Origin of the sequence: Acinetobacter yuyunsongii, assembly GCF_041021915.1 — a bacterium.
In the GTDB taxonomy this organism is placed as follows: Bacteria; Pseudomonadota; Gammaproteobacteria; order Pseudomonadales; family Moraxellaceae; genus Acinetobacter.
Window position 1 is genome coordinate 731,593 of the sequence record NZ_CP157435.1, and the last position, 16,670, is coordinate 748,262.

16 protein-coding genes are annotated in these 16,670 nt (G+C 39.0%); 9 read left to right on the forward strand and 7 right to left on the reverse strand.

The window, feature by feature from the left end; genetic code table 11:
- Positions 1-55: 55 nt before the first annotated feature.
- Positions 56-1,087 (reverse strand): hypothetical protein, encoded by a 1,032-nt coding sequence (locus ABLB98_RS03540; RefSeq protein WP_348883657.1) that lies wholly within the window; start codon positions 1,085-1,087, stop codon positions 56-58.
- Complete coding sequence (locus ABLB98_RS03545) at positions 1,080-2,705, reverse strand: NAD+ synthase (RefSeq protein ID WP_005158329.1); 1,626 nt, start codon at positions 2,703-2,705, stop codon at positions 1,080-1,082. The genes ABLB98_RS03540 and ABLB98_RS03545 overlap by 8 nt, the downstream gene beginning before the upstream one ends.
- 698 nt (positions 2,706-3,403) lie before the next feature.
- Between ABLB98_RS03545 and ABLB98_RS03550 the strand changes: the two genes are divergently transcribed.
- The gene (locus ABLB98_RS03550; protein ID WP_004913964.1) at positions 3,404-3,568 is read left to right on the forward strand and encodes a hypothetical protein; all 165 of its coding nucleotides are present in this window, start codon (positions 3,404-3,406) and stop codon (positions 3,566-3,568) included.
- A gap of 54 nt (positions 3,569-3,622) precedes the next feature.
- On the opposite strand, the gene ABLB98_RS03555 is transcribed toward ABLB98_RS03550, so the two are convergent.
- From ABLB98_RS03555 to ABLB98_RS03565, 3 genes are read right to left on the reverse strand one after another with little or no spacing between them, the layout of a single operon-like run.
- On the reverse strand, positions 3,623-4,147 hold the full coding sequence (locus ABLB98_RS03555) for a hypothetical protein (RefSeq protein WP_348883656.1): 525 nt from the start codon (positions 4,145-4,147) through the stop codon (positions 3,623-3,625).
- Positions 4,148-4,207: 60 nt separating this feature from the next.
- Positions 4,208-4,660, reverse strand: a complete 453-nt coding sequence (gene hemJ / locus ABLB98_RS03560; RefSeq protein ID WP_005158314.1) for a protoporphyrinogen oxidase HemJ — start codon at positions 4,658-4,660, stop codon at positions 4,208-4,210.
- A gap of 18 nt (positions 4,661-4,678) precedes the next feature.
- Positions 4,679-5,908, reverse strand: coding sequence for a beta-ketoacyl synthase N-terminal-like domain-containing protein (locus tag ABLB98_RS03565; protein ID WP_348883655.1), 1,230 nt, complete (start codon positions 5,906-5,908; stop codon positions 4,679-4,681).
- A gap of 289 nt (positions 5,909-6,197) precedes the next feature.
- Here ABLB98_RS03565 and ABLB98_RS03570 point away from each other — a divergent pair, with 289 nt between their 5' ends.
- The 8 genes from ABLB98_RS03570 (at position 6,198) to rimI (ending at position 15,071) form a co-directional block, all read left to right on the forward strand.
- A complete protein-coding gene (locus ABLB98_RS03570; protein WP_348883654.1) occupies positions 6,198-7,547 on the forward strand; it encodes an EcsC family protein in 1,350 nt (449 codons plus the stop codon).
- A 170-nt stretch (positions 7,548-7,717) separates the two neighbouring features.
- Positions 7,718-8,092 (forward strand): 30S ribosomal protein S12, encoded by a 375-nt coding sequence (gene rpsL, locus ABLB98_RS03575; RefSeq protein ID WP_004638184.1) that lies wholly within the window; start codon positions 7,718-7,720, stop codon positions 8,090-8,092.
- Between the two features lie 160 nt (positions 8,093-8,252).
- A complete protein-coding gene (rpsG, locus tag ABLB98_RS03580; protein ID WP_004638185.1) occupies positions 8,253-8,723 on the forward strand; it encodes a 30S ribosomal protein S7 in 471 nt (156 codons plus the stop codon).
- 178 nt (positions 8,724-8,901) lie between these two features.
- The gene (fusA, locus tag ABLB98_RS03585) at positions 8,902-11,040 is read left to right on the forward strand and encodes an elongation factor G (protein ID WP_004913954.1); all 2,139 of its coding nucleotides are present in this window, start codon (positions 8,902-8,904) and stop codon (positions 11,038-11,040) included.
- 93 nt (positions 11,041-11,133) lie between these two features.
- Positions 11,134-12,324 (forward strand): elongation factor Tu, encoded by a 1,191-nt coding sequence (gene tuf / locus ABLB98_RS03590; RefSeq protein ID WP_208727732.1) that lies wholly within the window; start codon positions 11,134-11,136, stop codon positions 12,322-12,324.
- A gap of 203 nt (positions 12,325-12,527) precedes the next feature.
- Complete coding sequence (locus ABLB98_RS03595) at positions 12,528-13,409, forward strand: metal-dependent hydrolase (RefSeq protein WP_348883150.1); 882 nt, start codon at positions 12,528-12,530, stop codon at positions 13,407-13,409.
- 222 nt (positions 13,410-13,631) lie between these two features.
- Positions 13,632-14,516 carry a metal-dependent hydrolase gene (locus ABLB98_RS03600; protein WP_348883151.1) on the forward strand — a complete coding sequence of 295 codons (885 nt, stop codon included), beginning with the start codon at positions 13,632-13,634 and terminating at the stop codon, positions 14,514-14,516.
- 93 nt (positions 14,517-14,609) lie between these two features.
- Entirely contained in the window at positions 14,610-15,071 is a 462-nt protein-coding gene (rimI, locus tag ABLB98_RS03605; protein ID WP_348883152.1) for a ribosomal protein S18-alanine N-acetyltransferase, read from the forward strand.
- On the opposite strand, the gene ABLB98_RS03610 is transcribed toward rimI, so the two are convergent.
- Positions 15,057-15,872, reverse strand: a complete 816-nt coding sequence (locus ABLB98_RS03610; RefSeq protein ID WP_256415492.1) for an arginyltransferase — start codon at positions 15,870-15,872, stop codon at positions 15,057-15,059. The genes rimI and ABLB98_RS03610 overlap by 15 nt on opposite strands.
- A 26-nt stretch (positions 15,873-15,898) precedes the next feature.
- On the reverse strand, positions 15,899-16,630 hold the full coding sequence (gene aat, locus ABLB98_RS03615) for a leucyl/phenylalanyl-tRNA--protein transferase (RefSeq protein ID WP_348883154.1): 732 nt from the start codon (positions 16,628-16,630) through the stop codon (positions 15,899-15,901).
- Between the last annotated feature and the right edge of the window lie 40 nt (positions 16,631-16,670).

Sequence of the window (16,670 nt, forward strand, 5' to 3'; positions counted from 1 at the left end):
CGTGGTTTCTTTTTATCTAATAGTTTTTTTCTACTCAGCGCTGACTTGAGCTAGATTAGAGATGTTTTTCGATAACTTGTAGGGTCTGAGGGTTGTCGTAGAAAGGTTTTAAAACCATTTGAATAATGGGTTCTAACACATTATGTTCATCTAAGGCTTTAACAACTTTTGGATAAAAACGAACTGCCTCATTGCGTAGATCGCTTTCTTCCAAGCCAATAGCTGTGAAAACATCTTGTAGGCTTTCATCTTTATAAAAATCATAGAAAACTTTAACGCCATAGAGAATCAGATCTTGCAAAAATGAAGACTGGCGTAATTCTTTCCAATACTCATAGATCATCACAAAGAACTCTTCTACATCTAGAGGAGTGACTTGCTTAGTGTATTCAGAGAGTGGTTTAGATTTATTATCATCCCATATATTGCGTGCCAAACTTTCTAAGTCATCGTTTGAAAGTAAGCTTAAATCGGCAAGTTGTTCTTGGATAAAGCGAGCAATACTTTCTTCGATTTTCTGTTCAATGCGTTGTTGTTGACGATGTGAAAAAGTCTTTAGTTTTTGCTGCCATTCATACTTGCTTTCAGACATTCTGTTTTCATCAGCCTGTGAAAACAGTCTGGGTAACTTATTCTGTAAGCTTGTGGTTGCAATATATTGGCATAATTGCTGAATTGAAGGGCTTTCTTTCAAGAAGTGGTTTAAATAATGTCGAATATTTTCTAATTCGAGAAATTTAGATAACCACATTTCAAATTGGTGATCTGAAAAAACATCTTCTAAATGTGCTGAAGACTGTAAAGAAAAAACATGCAAGCGTTGAGCAATTTCACCAATAAACTCTAACAGTCCAGCACCAAGCTGCATTTCAAATGCATAACGCTTAACAACAGCTTGGATTTGTTCAAGCTCTATTACTTCTTTCAGTTTGATATTTGGTGCATGTTGTAGAAACAACTGAATAAACTGCTGAAAGAACTCAGCAGAAAGCTGTGTAGTAAGTTGATTTTTATAAAATGCCACTTGCTCAAGCATAAGTGCTTGAGCAAGTAATTGTGACTTTTCAGAAACAATTTTTTCAGTCATTCGCGGTCCATCCATTGACGATAGGGTAGCGTCGTTCGCGACTGAAAGCACGTGAACTAATCCGTGGGCCAATTGCACCCTGACGACGCTTATATTCATTACGATCAACTAAGCGTATTACTTTTTCAACCACTTCAGCTTCGTAGCCTTTTGCAATGATGTCTGCTTGGCTAAGATCTTCTTCGATATAAGCGTATAGAATTGCATCAAGTACATCATAAGCAGGTAAAGAGTCTTGGTCTGTTTGATCAGGACGCAGCTCTGCTGAAGGTGGACGAGTAATGACACGCTCAGGGATCACAGGTGTTTCACTTAATGTATTACGGTATTTTGCTAATTCAAATACGATGGTTTTGTAGACATCTTTCAATACAGAAAAACCACCGACCATATCACCATACAGTGTGCAATAACCGACTGAAATTTCAGATTTGTTACCTGTTGAAAGTACAAGGTTGCCAAACTTATTTGATAAACCCATGAGCAGCGTACCACGGGTACGCGCTTGTAAGTTTTCTTCCGTTGCATCCGCTGGTGTGTTGCCAAAGAACGGGAATAAGGTCTGCATGAAGCTATTTACGATTGGGTGAATCTCTGCAATACCGAAAGTTACGCCCATGCGACGTGCTTGTTCTGTTGCATCTTCTACACTCATTTGAGAGGTATACGTATAAGGCATCATCACGGCTTGTACTTTATCAGCACCAATCGCATCAACAGCAATAGCAAGTGTCAAGGCTGAATCGATTCCACCCGATAAGCCCAAGATCACACCAGGGAAACCCGAGCGTTGTACGTAGTCACGTGTTGCCATAACCAATGCTTGATAGATTTCAGCAAAAGTATCTAAAGTTGGGATGGCATTAGCAGTTTTAAACTGTTTTTGCTCTGCATCATATTCAGTCACATAAACAGATTCTTGAAAACTTGGTGCTTGTAATGCAAGTTCGCCATTTTTATTACTAACAAAACTTGAACCATCAAAAATAAGATCGTCTTGTCCACCCACTTGATTGACATAAACAATATTCAGATTCAGTTGTTTTGCGAGTTCATTTAATGTTTGGATGCGATGCTGCGGTTTACCGACTTCATACGGAGAAGCATTTAAGACAAGCACAGTTTCAACATTCAGTTGGCTAAGTTGTTTGACGGTATGCAGTGACCAAACATCTTCACAAATCAGTACACCAAACTTATGACCTAAATACTCAAAAACGAGATGTTGATGACCATCTTGGAAATAACGTTTTTCGTCAAAGACGCCATAATTTGGTAAGTTCTGTTTGTTGTATATTCCTAAAACTTGCCCATCTTTAATCACTGCGGCTGAGTTGTAACGGTGACCATCTTCAGTTTGATGTACGAAACCGAATACCATGACGATATCTTTTACTTCACTTAATTGAGCGAACGCTTTTTGAGTGCGTTTTTGTAAATTTGGGCGAAGTAATAAGTCTTCAGCTGGGTAACCTAGCGTAGAAAGTTCAGGGAAGATGATCAGATCAGCCTGTTGTTGTTTCGCTAAATTTGCTTGCTCAACCATCTTTTGAGTATTTGCGTCAATATTGCCAATATGTGGAGAAAATTGAGCAAGGGCAATTTTAAAATTTTTCATTCAAATCTAATCCTAAGTCTTAACAAGTGCTGATATACAAGTTCTTGATTTGTGTAAGTATAATTTTAAAGAACGTTGTATATCATAGCGCCAAACATTCTATATCTTAAAGAAAAATGACAAGGTGTCTAATATATACTAATTGCACATTTTTCTGCGTAAAAATAACAAGTTTTTCTGTTTTAAAGGGCAACATTTTTAAATGGTTGCGTAGTGATGGTGCATGACTATGAATAAACTTAGCATTGTCATTTATTCTTTTTTTCGTGTCACTTTCGCATACCGAAATGACAGTTCAATGACATGAATAGAAACACTCTTTTTAGCTTATTTCGGTAATGGGATAAAAAATACAAAAAATTAGAGTTTTCGTAAAATTTAAATCTATCAAAAACATAATTTTATTGAATTGAATCTTTTTTGACCGTTCGTCGGGAATCCTTTTGCTACACTTGAGTGTACAAATGTCCACTGCTATTATCTTAATTAATGTGAACATCTGTACACTATATGTAACAGTAAAAATATGCATTTCGCATATAAAAAGAGGAAATAGAAATGTCAGTTGTATTTTTTCCAGTAATTGCGTTTGGTTTAGCTGTTGTAGTTGGTCGTATTGGTACTTTAATGTTCCAAGAGCAAGTACAAGAGTCAGAGTAAGTTTGATTAATTAAACTTTTGATGAGAGGTAATAAGTTATGGTGATTCCAACAATCTTATATCCAGTAATTGCTTTTGGATTGGCAATTGGTGTGGGACGTATCGGTACAATTGTTAAAGATGCGATGCGTGTAGATTTTACGACTGAAATGGATGATAGTCATGAACTTAGCTCAGAGAGCAGTAAAAACACAGCAGCATAGAATTGCTAATGATGTTTCAAGCTGAAAAGCCCTGTAAATAAACGACAGGGCTTTTTATTGATTCAAAATAATATTTGGAATCTTCTTTAAAAAAATATCTCGTGCAATATCACCTTGTTGTTCAATGTTGTAACTGGTGAAAGTCTTGGTTTGAATAAATTGATAATGATAGGGATTATACTTTTTAAAACTAAGATAGTAGCCTGTCTGTAACAACATTCCTTTTAAGATGACATTGGTTTTTTGTTGAAATTGCAAGATGTGGGCGAGTTCATGAATAAAAATTGCCTGAAGGTCTAATGAGCAATTTGAATAATCCTGATAAAAATGTTGTTTATGTACAAATAGATTGCCGTTTGGTGCCATAAAAATATTAACAGGCTGCCAAGGGAGATAGGGGATATTGAAAATCTTAACTTCTGCATAGTTAATCAAGTCGCCAAATACGGGGCGTGCCATGGCGATTTCGCCCGACGTCAATCCACGATATTGGAACTCATTCATTTGAAGATAAAGGATTAGGTTTGCAATGAAGCCTGCCTTTAATCTTTGTATATATGTTTGAAATGATTTGATCATTTGAACTATAGATAGGAAAAGTGAGGGTGATCAGAATATTTTAGAATAAAAAAACCTCAGTTAGAACTGAGGTTTTACGACCACTAAGATGACCACGGCAAATAAGATCAAGGTTGGCATTTCATTAAAAAAACGCCAGAACTTGTGCGATTTATAGTGCGCATTACCAATTAGCTTTTTGCGGTAATAACCACAGACAAAGTGGTAAATCACCAATAATCCAACCAGACCGACTTTGAGATAAAACCATAAGGCTTCATGATAATGTCGGGTCGCATCCCCCCAGTCAACGAGAAAGTGGGCGGTAATTAATGTGGCAATCATCGATGGCCACATAATTCCACGATACAACTTGCGTTCCATCACTTCAAAGCGTTGATGACTAACGGTATCTTCGCTCATGGCATGATAAACATAAAGACGTGGTAAGTAGAACAATGCAGCGAACCAGCAAACCACAGCAATAATATGTAATGCTTTTACCCACAAAAAAGCATCAGAAGGTGCATCCATCGATAATCCTACGCAGGATTATGCATCCCACTTCTTGAAAATAAGGCAAGCGTTTACGCCGCCAAAACCAAAACTGTTACTCATCACAGTATTCAGTTTTGCATCACGTTTTTCAAGTACAATATCGAAACCTTGTGCGCCTTCATCAAGCTCAGTCACGTTGATGTTTGGAGCAATAAAGTCATTTTGCATCATCAAGACAGAATAAATCGCTTCTTGAACACCTGCAGCACCTAAGCTGTGACCCGTCATTGATTTAGTTGAACTAAGTGGTGGAACTTGTCCTTCACCAAATGCACGCTCCATTGCTTTAAGCTCAGTCACGTCACCCGCTGGTGTTGATGTACCGTGTGTGTTGACATAATCAATATGCTCAACACCGTGTTGTTTGGCTTCTTCTAGTGCCATGAGGATACAGCGAGTCGCACCCTCACCACTTGGGGCAACCATATCTGCACCATCGCTGTTCGCTGCATAAGCAACAACTTCAGCTAAGATGTTCGCACCACGAGCTTGAGCATGCTCAAGTGATTCAAGAACCACAAAGCCACCACCACCAGCGATGACAAAACCATCACGATCCGCTGAGTAAGGACGAGATGCAGTTTCAGGAGTATCATTATATTTAGAACACAATGCACCCATTGCATCAAAAAGTAAGCTTTGCGACCAGTGATCTTCTTCACCGCCACCAGCAAGCATCAGATCTTGCTTACCCAATTGAATTAAGTTGTAAGCATAACCAATTGCATCAGCAGAAGTTGCACAGGCACTGGTAATTGAATGAGCAATACCTTGTAGTTTTAGTGCAACGCCGACATTGGCAGTAATGGTATTACTCATATTACGGGGAACAAAGAAAGGACCAATTTTACGTGCGCCTTTTTCTTCTAATAGCTTAACCATCTCTGCAACTGATGCAGTTGAGTTACCGCCGCTACCACCTGCAATACCATAACGAGGGTTATTTGCTAGATCCTCTTGTTTTAGACCTGCATGTTCTACCGCTGCAATCGCTGCGTTATAGGCATACATTGCACATACACCCATAAATCGCTTGATTTTACGATCAATACCATCAAAATCCTGTTCAGCAGCAGCGCTGACATGACTTTTAAAATTTAATTCGGCATAAGTTGGATTAAAACGTGTTCCTGAGATTCCATTTTTTAAAGAATGAGTGACATCTTCTAAAGAGTTACCGATACATGAGTTAATGCCCATACCAGTGATTACAACACGTTTCATTTACAGATCCCTTTTATGGTAATACGAAGCCTTGTGCATATCGCTATAAGTACAAATCAGGAGAAAATAACGATTTAAATGGCTTATGAGTGAATGACACCATCATAGCAGAAAGGTTTTTTATTTCTTATGGCAAATTTTATGCCTATTTCTAGTTGTGTGAATATTCGTAAATATAAATGTAGTTGAGACAAAAGGTAATGAAAGAACACAGATAAAAGTTGAGATAAATTTGCATTCAACCTAGTATTTACCTAGAGATGCAAAGATTATAGAACAGAGGTACTTGATGACAAAATCTAAAAACAAGCAATCTTCAGGTTTATTTACCCAAGCCTTTGGAGTGGCTAAAAAGCTCAGTTCAGAAATACAAAAACTTCAAACTGCGCCTAAAACATTAGCAACTGGATCTACAGATTCATCGAATGTGATCGAAGGGAAGGCGCATTTTAAAAGCCCATTTGAGATTGAGCAATACGAAAGCCCACAACATATGTTACGTCAACAGTTACCTAAATTGTCCCATCAACTTTTGGGTCGTCATTACACAAAAGTAAATAATGTTGCCTCTTTCATTTCACCTGACATGGGCGAAAAAGTTTCTGATTATTTATTTCAGTGGTTGAATGAATTTAGCTCGAATACTTCACTTACAGAAAAGATTCTGGAAGAAGCAGGTGTAAAAGATATTACCGAACTCACTCAAGATACGGGGCGTTCTCAACGTTTAAGTCAGGCATTAATCGAACAAAATAAATTATTAGCCGCTGCGCAAGGCGTTATCACGGGTGCTACAGGAGTTTGGGGTGCAGCTGTTGATATTCCTGCCTCGATTGTTCTAGCACTAAGAACAATTTATCAAACGGGTCGCTCTCATGGCTTTGATTTGGCCGATGAGGCAGATCAAGAAGTGGTTGCCTTTATTTTTAAAGAAATTGATTTGGGTATTATTGCTGAAAAACAAACAGTATTGATTGCATTAAAAGCGTTGAAGTCGATGTTAGAAACCCATGACTTACAACAGTTTCAGCAGTTGCTTGGATCGAGCAACGATGTTGAACTTGTAAAGAAATGGTTAGTTGATGAGGTAGGACAGTTTAAATGGGGGTGGTTAAATCATATCCCTCAAGCATCTGTGATTGGTAAATTAACGCCAGTTGCTGGTGCTGCTTTAGGTGGCTTTTATAGTTGGCGTTTACTCGAAGATGTTGGACACAAGGCACAATCTGTTTTCGGGGCAGCACGTTTTTATTTGAATGAATATCCGAATGAAGATATTTCACCCTTAGAAGCCTATTACAAAGCGGAAGTATTATTGAGAAAGCCAAATTCACGATTGTTAAATGCAACAGAAACTACGACAAATGTAATAAGTAGTGTTGATGAAAGCAAAAATCATGTGATTACCAATGTTTCAGTGCAATCTAAAGATCATGCTGCTAAAGAAATTCAGACGAATGAAAACGTTGAGCAGGGTATTCAACAGCTTGCATCGGAGCATGTGGTCAAGCACGAACATACTGAACAGCAACCTGCTTTGAAAGAGCAATCAAATGAATTACTCAGTTCTGATGAAGCTGAACTATCTACTGAACCCAAAACAATTGATATTGAACCTACATCAACGAAACATAGTTAATTATTTGTTGGTATGATTTAGACATCAATAAAACAACAAAATTATAGAAATGGTCAGCAGTTGCTTTATCTTGCATTGTTGACCATTTTTACTTCTTGACTTACAATTGTGTGCCCTTAAAAAGAGGTGCTTTTCTTTTTAAGGTTGTTTAATAACGGGAGAATTGCCAAATGGCAACAACAAATCAGTTGATCCGTAAGGGTCGTACAACTTTGATTGAAAAATCAAAAGTTCCTGCGTTGAAGGCTTGTCCACAACGTCGTGGTGTATGTACACGTGTATATACGACTACTCCTAAAAAACCTAACTCAGCAATGCGTAAGGTTTGCCGTGTTCGCTTAACTTCTGGTTTTGAAGTATCAAGCTATATCGGTGGTGAAGGTCATAACTTACAAGAGCACAGTGTTGTTCTAATCCGTGGTGGTCGTGTTAAAGACTTACCAGGTGTACGTTACCATACCGTTCGTGGTTCTTTAGACTGTGCTGGCGTGAAAGATCGTAACCAGTCACGTTCTAAATACGGTGCTAAACGTCCTAAGAAGTAATTCTAGGCAACCAGCCCAAACAACCCTTTAGCGTTTCGCTTGTTTGAATTCTTCATAGATTTGTAATTCAAGCGACGTATAGTAAGGCCAGCGTAGCGTACATGGCACTTGTACAAACTGCTGGATCATCCTGAAGTGTCATAATATTAGGTGTATTAAAATGCCAAGACGTCGCGTAGTCGCTGCTCGTGAGATCCTTCCAGATCCAAAATTTAGCAGCCAAACAATCGCTAAATTCATGAACCACGTAATGCAAGATGGTAAAAAATCTGTAGCTGAAGGTATCGTTTACGGTGCTTTAGAACGTGTTCAAGAAAAAAACAAAGTAGACCCAGTTGAATTTTTCGAGACTACTCTTGAGAAAGTTCGTCCTATGGTCGAAGTAAAAGCACGCCGTGTTGGTGGTGCTACTTATCAAGTACCTATGGAAGTACGCCCATCCCGTCGTACTGCCTTAGCAATGCGTTGGTTAGTAGATGCTGCTGCTAAGCGTTCTGAAAAAACGATGGCTTTACGTCTTGCTGGTGAGTTGCTTGATGCAGCTGAAGGTAAAGGTGCAGCGATCAAAAAACGTGAAGACGTGCATCGTATGGCTGAAGCCAACAAAGCCTTCTCTCACTACCGTTTCTAAACGGATAAAACAGTCCCTAATCAGGAGAATATTCATGCGTACAGCAGCTCGATTCAACATTGCTCTTTATCAAAGTGGGAGCTTTGCAGGTATTTAAGTTGCCTGCTTGGATATTCGTGCGCATCAATTTAATTGATGCGTCCTGTTTTAAAGATAACATTTAGGAATGTAAGACATCATGGCTCGCCAAACCCCGATTACTCGTTACCGTAACATTGGTATTTCTGCGCACATTGACGCAGGTAAAACAACTACAACTGAACGTATCTTGTTCTACACAGGTGTATCTCACAAAATTGGTGAAGTACACGACGGTGCAGCAACAATGGACTGGATGGAACAAGAGCAAGAGCGTGGTATTACCATTACTTCTGCTGCTACGACTTGTTTCTGGTCTGGTATGGGCAACCAATTCGAACAACACCGTATCAACGTAATTGATACACCGGGACACGTTGACTTCACAATTGAAGTTGAGCGTTCTATGCGTGTTCTTGACGGCGCGTGCATGGTTTACTGTGCTGTTGGTGGTGTTCAACCTCAGTCTGAAACTGTATGGCGTCAAGCTAACAAATATAAAGTGCCTCGTTTAGCATTCGTGAACAAGATGGACCGTACTGGTGCAAACTTCTTCCGTGCTGTAGAGCAAGTTAAAACTCGTTTAGGCGGTAACCCTGTACCTATCGTTGTACCAATCGGTGCAGAAGATACATTTGCAGGTGTTGTAGACCTTATCGAAATGAAAGCGATTATCTGGGATGAACCATCTCAAGGTATGAAGTTTGAATATGGTGAGATTCCTGCTGACCTAGTTGATACTGCTAACGAATGGCGTACTAACATGGTTGAAGCGGCTGCTGAAGCTTCTGAAGAGTTAATGGACAAGTACCTTGAAGAGGGTGATCTTTCTAAAGAAGACATCGTTGCAGGTTTACGTGCTCGTACATTAGCATCTGAAATCCAAGTGATGCTTTGTGGTTCAGCGTTCAAAAACAAAGGTGTTCAACGTATGTTGGATGCTGTGATTGAATTCTTACCATCGCCAACAGAAGTTAAAGCAATCGAAGGTATCCTTGACGATAAAGCTGAAACTAAAGCATCTCGTGAAGCATCTGACGAAGCTCCGTTCTCTGCGCTTGCGTTCAAAATCATGAACGACAAATTCGTAGGTAACTTAACTTTCGTACGTGTTTATTCTGGTGTTCTTAAACAAGGTGACCCAGTATATAACCCAGTTAAGTCTAAGCGTGAACGTATCGGTCGTATCGTGCAAATGCATGCGAACGAGCGTCAAGATCTTGATGAAATCCGTGCAGGTGATATCGCAGCGTGTGTAGGTCTTAAAGACGTTACAACTGGTGATACATTATGTGATGAGAAAAACATCATTACACTTGAGCGTATGGAATTCCCTGAGCCAGTAATTTCATTGGCTGTTGAACCAAAAACTAAAGCTGACCAAGAAAAAATGTCAATTGCTTTAGGTCGTTTGGCGAAAGAAGATCCATCGTTCCGTGTACGTACTGACGAAGAATCTGGTCAAACAATTATTGCTGGTATGGGTGAGCTTCACCTTGACATCATCGTTGACCGTATGAAACGTGAGTTCGGTGTTGAAGCGAATATCGGTAAACCAATGGTTGCTTATCGTGAAACGATTAAGAAAACTGTTGAGCAAGAAGGTAAATTCGTACGTCAAACAGGTGGTAAAGGTAAATTCGGTCATGTATATGTTCGTTTAGAGCCACTTGATGTTGAAGCTGCTGGTAAAGAATACGAATTCGCTGAAGAAGTTGTTGGTGGTGTAGTACCAAAAGAATTCTTCGGTGCAGTTGATAAAGGTATTCAAGAGCGTATGAAGAATGGTGTCTTGGCTGGTTACCCAGTTGTAGGCGTTAAAGCTGTTCTTTTTGACGGTTCTTACCACGATGTCGACTCTGATGAATTGTCGTTCAAAATGGCTGGTTCTTATGCGTTCCGTGATGGTTTCATGAAAGCAGATCCAATTCTTCTTGAACCTATCATGAAAGTTGAAGTAGAAACTCCAGAAGACTACATGGGCGATATCATGGGTGACTTAAACCGTCGTCGTGGTATGGTTCAAGGTATGGACGATCTTCCTGGTGGAACAAAAGCAATTAAAGCAGAAGTTCCATTGGCTGAGATGTTTGGTTACGCGACTCAAATGCGTTCTATGTCTCAAGGTCGTGCGACATACTCTATGGAATTTGCTAAATATGCTGAAACTCCACGTAACGTGGCTGAAGGCATCATCGCCAAGTTCCAAGCTGGCGGTAAAAAAGGTGACGACGAGTAATCTTTCGATTACTATATTACCCAACTAAAATTTAGTTAAAAAACCAAGTGCTCATGGGCGACCCTCATGAGCAGTTTATAAAGGAAGATCATCATGGCTAAAGCCAAGTTTGAACGTAATAAACCACACGTAAACGTGGGTACAATTGGTCACGTTGACCATGGTAAAACAACTTTAACTGCTGCGATTGCAACTATCTGTGCAAAAACTTACGGCGGTGAAGCGAAAGATTACTCACAAATCGACTCAGCTCCTGAAGAAAAAGCACGTGGTATTACAATTAATACTTCACACGTAGAATACGATTCTCCAATCCGTCACTACGCTCACGTAGACTGCCCGGGCCACGCCGATTATGTTAAAAACATGATTACGGGTGCTGCTCAGATGGACGGCGCGATCCTTGTGTGTGCTGCGACTGATGGTCCAATGCCACAAACTCGTGAACACATCCTTCTTTCACGTCAGGTTGGTGTACCTTACATCATCGTATTCTTAAACAAGTGTGACCTTGTTGATGATGAAGAATTACTTGAATTAGTAGAAATGGAAGTTCGTGAACTTCTTTCTACTTATGACTTCCCAGGTGATGACACTCCAATCATCCGTGGTTCAGCGCTTCAAGCATTGAACGGCAATGATGGCGAATATGGTGAGAAATCAGTTCTTGCACTTGTTGAAGCGCTTGACTCTTACATCCCAGAGCCAGAGCGTGCAATCGATAAAGCATTCTTAATGCCAATCGAAGACGTATTCTCGATTTCTGGTCGTGGTACAGTAGTAACTGGCCGTGTTGAAGCGGGTATCATCAAAGTAGGTGAAACTGTTGAGATTGTTGGTATTCGTGATACAGTTGCAACGACTGTAACTGGCGTTGAAATGTTCCGTAAACTTCTTGACGAAGGCCGTGCGGGCGAGAACTGTGGTATCCTTCTTCGTGGTACCAAGCGTGAAGATGTACAACGTGGTCAAGTACTTGCTAAACCAGGTACAATCAAGCCACACACTAAATTCGATGCGGAAGTATACGTACTTTCTAAAGAAGAAGGTGGTCGTCACACTCCATTCCTGAACGGTTACCGTCCACAGTTCTACTTCCGTACAACTGACGTAACTGGCGCGATCAAATTACAAGATGGCGTAGAAATGGTAATGCCTGGTGACAACGTTGAGATGTCAGTAGAGTTAATCCACCCAATCGCAATGGACCCAGGTCTACGTTTTGCGATCCGTGAAGGTGGTCGTACTGTAGGTGCTGGTGTTGTTGCTAAAGTAACTGCATAATCGCTTAGAGTGATCAAAAAAACACCCCTTTGGGGTGTTTTTTTATGTCTATTGTTCGACAATCTATCCTTAATTGTGTCCTAAACTGATACCTTGCTGTCCTAAACTGCACTTAATTCATCGCAATAAAACCGTAATATAAAACACAAGAAAATGAACAAAAGTACTAAATGGAAATTTTCCATTTAAAAGGAGTCAACAGCATGAATGCTAAAGTAAATATTTCAAATCGTGCAGGTGCAAGTTTCCCAGTACGTCGTATGAATTTTGATTTTGATGAAGTACCTGAATACTGGATGAGTGGCTCAGCAGGTCTTACACATTTTATGACTGCATTATCTGCTTTATTTCCAGATGGTGAGAAATTATTTATTGATTCAGTTCGTGCTGTGCGTTATCACCCAGCGATTAAAGAGAATGAAGAGCTGCAAAAAGAGATTAGTGCGTTTATTGGTCAAGAAGCAATGCACACTCAAGAGCATGTAAATTTTAATGCTTCTGCACAAAAGTATGGTCATGATGTTAGATCTTTAGAGCAGATTACGGGACGTTATATCCAATTTGCGCTTAAGAATTTTTCAAAAATCGTCAAACCGTTTGGTATGACAAGAGAGATGGTTGATCTAACGGCAACAACAGCGCTGGAGCATTTTACTGCAACGATTGCTTCCGAATTATTACGCAATAAACACATCCAAGATTTAATGACAAATGACACCATGTCATATATGTGGTTCTGGCATGCAGTTGAAGAAAATGAACATAAAGCAGTGGCTTACGATGTCTATGAGTCAGTATTTGGAACTGGATTGAAAGCATATAGTTTACGTACTACAGCACTTGTATTTGCTATGGCTTTAATTTTTATTCTTCAATCTTATTTTACCTTACGTCTACTTCAACAAGATAAAAAACTAAATCTGAAAGAATTAGGCATGATTTACAAATATGCTTATAGTCCATCAAAAGGGATTATTACAGGTATGGCGGGTGAAATGTTGGCTTACTTTAGACCACGTTTTCATCCAAATGATTTAGATACCGTACAATTACTTAAAGATTGGAAGGCGAAATTAGGTTTTTAAATTAAAAGATCTATTAGCTAGACCTATGTAAAAAGAGCAATAAAATTGCTCTTTTTTTATTTTGAATATTACATTAAATAGACTTTTTAAAATCATACTGACATGTCCTAAGATGATGCTTTTCTGACCTTATCTGCACTTATTTAATGCGTTCAAAGAAGCGTATAAATAAAGCATAGATAATTTTTAATCAAATATATCCATTGGCTAGGAGAAGAAGGTATGAATGCTAAGGTCAATATTTCAAACCGCGCTGGCGCTAGTTTTCCTGTACGCCGAATGGATTTTGAATTTGGCGAAGTTCCACGGTATTGGGCAAATGGCGATGCTGCTTTAACTCATTTTATGACTGCACTTTCAGCACTGTTCCCAGAGGGTGAACAATTTTTTGTGAATAGTACCCGTGCAGTTAGAAATGATCCAAAACTTGCTGGTCCTCGATTACAAAAAGAAATTAGTGCTTTTATTGGACAGGAAGCAATGCATTCAAAGGAACACTTGGCTTTTAATGCAGCTGCGCAAGCTTATGGTTATGATGTGCGCAAATTGGAGGCTCAAACAGGTAAAGTGATTCAGTATGGCGTTGCTATAAGTACTAAATTATTAAAACCATTTGGTTTTACAAAAGAGATGATTGGTTTAACGGGTACTTGTGCCTTGGAGCATTTTACATCAACGATTGCTGAAGAACTATTGTCTAACCCAGATATTCAATCCATGTTTATGGATGAGACCATGTACCATTTATGGATGTGGCATGCAGTTGAAGAAAATGAGCATAAAGCGGTGGCATTTGACGTTTATGAAGCGATGTATGGGCAAGGATTTAAAGCTTATTTTATGCGTTCATTAGCTTTAGTGATTGCAATGGGTTTAATTTTTATTACCCAGTCATATTTCACTGCGACTCTTTTAAAAACTGATGGCAAACTTACATGGCGAGATACCAAATATATGCTCAAGTTCATGTATGGCTACAAAGGTTTTATGACACGTCAAATTCCAACGTTATTGGCATTTTTAAAACCAAAATTCCATCCGAATGATGATGATACAACAGCATTATTGAATAAATGGCGCGCTGAATTAGGCTTTAATCTAAGTTAACTAAAATGGGCAATTAAAATTGCCCATTTTTTTATTCAAATTTACAATCAAATTGCTGATAATCTGCATCAATATTTTATAGAGTGATAGATCGTGATTCGATTGATGCAAGAGAGCGATGTAGAGAGTGTTGTTGCAATTGAGCGCTTAGTACAAACACATCCTTGGTCGAAACAACAATTTCAAGAATCTTTAGCTTCATATCAGTGCACGGTCTATGAGCAGTCGAATCAGGTTGTTGGGTTCTGTATTTTGCAGCCTGTTCTAGATGAGGCCAATTTATTACTGATGGCGATTCATCCAAGCCAACAGGGCAAAGGTTTTGGATACGAGTTGTTAGATTATTCCATTCAACTTTTAAAAAATAATCCAATTCAAATTTTTTTAGAAGTACGTGAAAGCAATCTTGCTGCAATTCGTTTGTATGAAAAAACGGATTTTCATCAAATAGACTTACGCAAAAATTATTATCCAAATTTAGATGGTACAAAAGAGCATGCTGTGATTATGGTCAAAACATGCACTGATGATTTTGCTGCTTTATTTAATAATTAAGTTATCCCACTCCGATGGTAGTGTCGTCATTAATGAATTTCCAAGTTGATGAATCTCTTTTTCTAAGAGTGGGCGGTTAAGGCGACGCCATTGTCCATCTAATAATAATTCCAGTGGCGTATATTGTGATTTATAGTTCATTTTAGCTGAGTGAGGCACCCAATACCCTAAATATAAGTAATCTAAATTTAAAGTGCTGACATATTCAATTTGTTTAAGAATCGCAAAAACACCAAGTGAACGACGTTGTTCTTGAGGATCAAAAAAAGTATATACAGCAGAGAGACCATCATCCATTAAGTCACAAGTAGAAACGGCAATAAGTTTCTGATCATCCCAAAGTTCAATGAAAAAACTTTCTGTACAACTGTGAACGAGGAATTTTTCAAACTGATCTAATGTTGCTGGATACATATCGCCATCTGCATGACGCTCGTTAATATAACGCTCATACAAATCATAATGCTGTTGAGTGGCTTGCGAAGTTGGCAAAATACTCATTTTTAAATCTTGATTACGTTTCCATGCCTTCTTCTGGCTACTATTCATTTTAAATTCTTGAATTGGAACGCGACAAGACAAACATTGGCGACATAAATGGCATTCTGGTCGATAGACAAAATCGCCACTACGTCGAAAACCGACACGCGAAAGTTCAGACAATGTCACCACATCAATACGGTGAATTGGATCTAAAAATACCATTCGAGCTGATTTGTTATCGAGATAACTGCAGTCGTGTGGCGGTGTTATATAGTACTGTAAGTCATTTAAAAGGGACTTGGGTTGGTATGATTTCATTAATCTCCCTCCAAGGTGTTAATCCATTAACCGTCTAATTTTGCAAAAACTGCTATTGTTTTACTTGAAAATACACGTTCTTGATAACTTTTCCAATTGATAGAGGGGGCAATAATTACATCTTGTAACGATTTTAGGTAGACTTGGCGAGAAAGTGTACGCGCACCTAAGCTTAAAAGATGATCATTGACCAGTTGGCAATCAATCCACGGCAACTGATTTTCCTGTCCAATCAGCATCAGGGTGTAGAAAGCCATCTTGGAAACATCAGTTTCGGTGCTAAACATCGATTCACCAAAACAGCCTTTACCTATCGTTACGCCATATAGTCCACCAACTAATTTTTCTTGTTGCCAGACCTCAATGCTGTAGGCATAACCCGCCTTAAATAGAGAACAATAGCCTTCGATTATATCTTCACTAATCCATGTTGCATTTGCGTAGCTACGGGGGAGTGAACATGAGCGTATTACATCTTCAAAAGCATGATTCACTGTAATCCGATAATCATGTTTTTTCATATTTCGAATTAATGATTTACTGGGTTTATATGCATGTGGCTCAATAATGCAGCGTGGTTCAGGACTCCACCAACAAATTGGTTCATCTTCGTTAAACCAAGGGAAGAGACCATGTGTATAGGCCTCAAATAATGTAGCAGGTGATAAGTCTGCGCCAATACAAATAAAGCCATGTCCTTCTGGATCGGCTTCAATAGGATCTGGGAAAATATATTTTGATAAAGGCAGCGCTTGCATAGTTGCTAAAGTGAATAAGAATGATTCTAAATTAACGCAA

Excerpts from the sequence above, each read along its gene's own strand:
- fusA (WP_004913954.1), top strand. The coding sequence starts at position 8,902 with ATGGCTCGCCAAACCCCGATTACTCGTTACCGTAACATTGGTATTTCT.
- ABLB98_RS03600 (WP_348883151.1), top strand. The coding sequence starts at position 13,632 with ATGAATGCTAAGGTCAATATTTCAAACCGCGCTGGCGCTAGTTTTCCT.
- aat (WP_348883154.1), bottom strand. The coding sequence starts at position 16,630 with ATGCAAGCGCTGCCTTTATCAAAATATATTTTCCCAGATCCTATTGAA.
- tuf (WP_208727732.1), top strand. The coding sequence starts at position 11,134 with ATGGCTAAAGCCAAGTTTGAACGTAATAAACCACACGTAAACGTGGGT.
- ABLB98_RS03555 (WP_348883656.1), bottom strand. The coding sequence starts at position 4,147 with ATGATCAAATCATTTCAAACATATATACAAAGATTAAAGGCAGGCTTC.
- ABLB98_RS03595 (WP_348883150.1), top strand. The coding sequence starts at position 12,528 with ATGAATGCTAAAGTAAATATTTCAAATCGTGCAGGTGCAAGTTTCCCA.
- ABLB98_RS03565 (WP_348883655.1), bottom strand. The coding sequence starts at position 5,908 with ATGAAACGTGTTGTAATCACTGGTATGGGCATTAACTCATGTATCGGT.
- ABLB98_RS03550 (WP_004913964.1), top strand. The coding sequence starts at position 3,404 with ATGGTGATTCCAACAATCTTATATCCAGTAATTGCTTTTGGATTGGCA.
- hemJ (WP_005158314.1), bottom strand. The coding sequence starts at position 4,660 with ATGGATGCACCTTCTGATGCTTTTTTGTGGGTAAAAGCATTACATATT.
- rpsG (WP_004638185.1), top strand. The coding sequence starts at position 8,253 with ATGCCAAGACGTCGCGTAGTCGCTGCTCGTGAGATCCTTCCAGATCCA.
- ABLB98_RS03610 (WP_256415492.1), bottom strand. The coding sequence starts at position 15,872 with ATGAAATCATACCAACCCAAGTCCCTTTTAAATGACTTACAGTACTAT.
- ABLB98_RS03540 (WP_348883657.1), bottom strand. The coding sequence starts at position 1,087 with ATGACTGAAAAAATTGTTTCTGAAAAGTCACAATTACTTGCTCAAGCA.
- ABLB98_RS03570 (WP_348883654.1), top strand. The coding sequence starts at position 6,198 with ATGACAAAATCTAAAAACAAGCAATCTTCAGGTTTATTTACCCAAGCC.
- rpsL (WP_004638184.1), top strand. The coding sequence starts at position 7,718 with ATGGCAACAACAAATCAGTTGATCCGTAAGGGTCGTACAACTTTGATT.
- ABLB98_RS03545 (WP_005158329.1), bottom strand. The coding sequence starts at position 2,705 with ATGAAAAATTTTAAAATTGCCCTTGCTCAATTTTCTCCACATATTGGC.